The sequence below is a fragment of the Protofrankia sp. CiP1_Cm_nod3 genome, from assembly GCF_982290655.1.
The window spans coordinates 1,047-2,595 of record NZ_CEVIVD010000246.1; the positions used below are offsets into that span (position 1 = coordinate 1,047).

1 protein-coding gene is annotated in these 1,549 nt (G+C 69.5%); it reads right to left on the reverse strand.

Going from position 1 to position 1,549, the window contains the following annotated elements:
* Nucleotides 1-18: 18 nt before the first annotated feature.
* The gene (locus AC5LUJ_RS23650) at nt 19-1,044 is read right to left on the reverse strand and encodes an NAD(P)/FAD-dependent oxidoreductase (RefSeq protein ID WP_250283251.1); all 1,026 of its coding nucleotides are present in this window, start codon (nt 1,042-1,044) and stop codon (nt 19-21) included.
* Nucleotides 1,045-1,549 lie beyond the last annotated feature (505 nt).

Genomic DNA, 1,549 nt, shown 5'->3' on the forward strand with positions numbered 1-1,549 from the left:
GGGTGGTGCTTCGGGGTGTCAGCCGGCGGGGCCGTCGTCGGAGCTGTGGCCCGGGAAGACCTTGGCGGACGGGTCGATGACTGGTGCCGCGTTGTTCACCGCGGTCGCGACCTCACCGAAACCGGTGGCGATCAGACGTACCTTGCCCGGGTACTCGGTGATGTCGCCGGCGGCGAAGATCCGCTCGACGCCGGTCGCCATGGTCGTGTCCACCACGATGTGACGCTTCTCGACGGTCAGGTTCCAGCGGGTCAGGGGGCCGAGGTCGGCGGTGAACCCGAGGGCGGCGACGATCGCCTGGGCCGGGCGGACCTGGCGGTCGCCGGACTTGTTGTTCAGCAGTTCGACCTTCTCCACCTGGCTGTCCCCGTGGATGGTCGCGACCTCGGTGTGCGTGAGCACCTCGACGCTGGAGGCCAGCACCTTCTCGACGGTGTGCGCGTGCGCGCGGAACCGGTCCCGCCGGTGGACGAGGACCACCGACCGGGCCAGCGGCTCCAGGGCGAGCGCCCAGTCGAAGGCGCTGTCACCCCCGCCGACGATGACGACGTCGGCGTTGGCGTAGACGTCCAGTTTCGGGACGAAGTAGACCAGGCCACGGCCGAGATGGTCGCTGCCGACGGGTAGCGGGCGCGGCGTGAACGTCCCGAGCCCGCCGGTGATGACGACGGCCTTCGCCCGCACCCGCGTGCCCTGCGCGCTGGTGACCACGACGGCATCGGCCTCGTGGGCCAGTTCGGTCGCCTGCTGGCCGAGCAGGTAGCTGGGGGAGAACGCGCCGGCCTGGGCGACGAGGGCGGCGATGAGCTCCCGGCCCCGCACCGCGGGGAACCCGGCTACATCGTAGATCACCTTTTCCGGGTACATCGCGGTGACCTGGCCGCCGGCTTCGGGCAGCGAGTCCATCACCGTCACGGACATCCCGCGGAATCCGGCGTAGTAGGCGCCGAAGAGGCCGGCCGGGCCGGCGCCGATGATCAACATGTCGGTGTCGACATCCACCGATGCCGAGCCGTCAGGGCCAGTAGTGGTCAGTGCGTCCACATGCGACTCCTGGTGCCATGTGGCCGTGACCGGACCGGATATGCGGGTCCGGACAGCGCCACTGGAAGAATTTTTTACCCATCCTGCCGCATCGCAGAGTGAGGTGCCCCGACACGTGCGTCGACGTCGGCGCGGCACGTGCGCATTCACGGTGGTGTTTCCCTGTTGACGGTTGTGGTCCGGATATTCCGGCAGGGCGGGCGAAACCAGGAGGAAACTGGTCGTGTCATCAGTTGGGCGGGCCGCCGGATAATCCGGCCTGGTGCCGGGCGCTTACTGTTGGAAACCCGCTCACGTCTTCCTGGCCCGCTGGCCGGCACCGAAAAAATCTCCGGTCCGTGCCGGGCGGCGATCCGGTCGACGGTCCCGTTGGCCCGGCTCGGTGGCCGTGGCGCGTGGTGGGCAGGAGGTGGGATCGGCGCCGGGAGGGGGTGGCCCGCCGTACCATCGCAGGGTGAGCCTTGTGGATGCCGGCAGTGACTCCTCGTCCGTGCAGGCGGGCCCG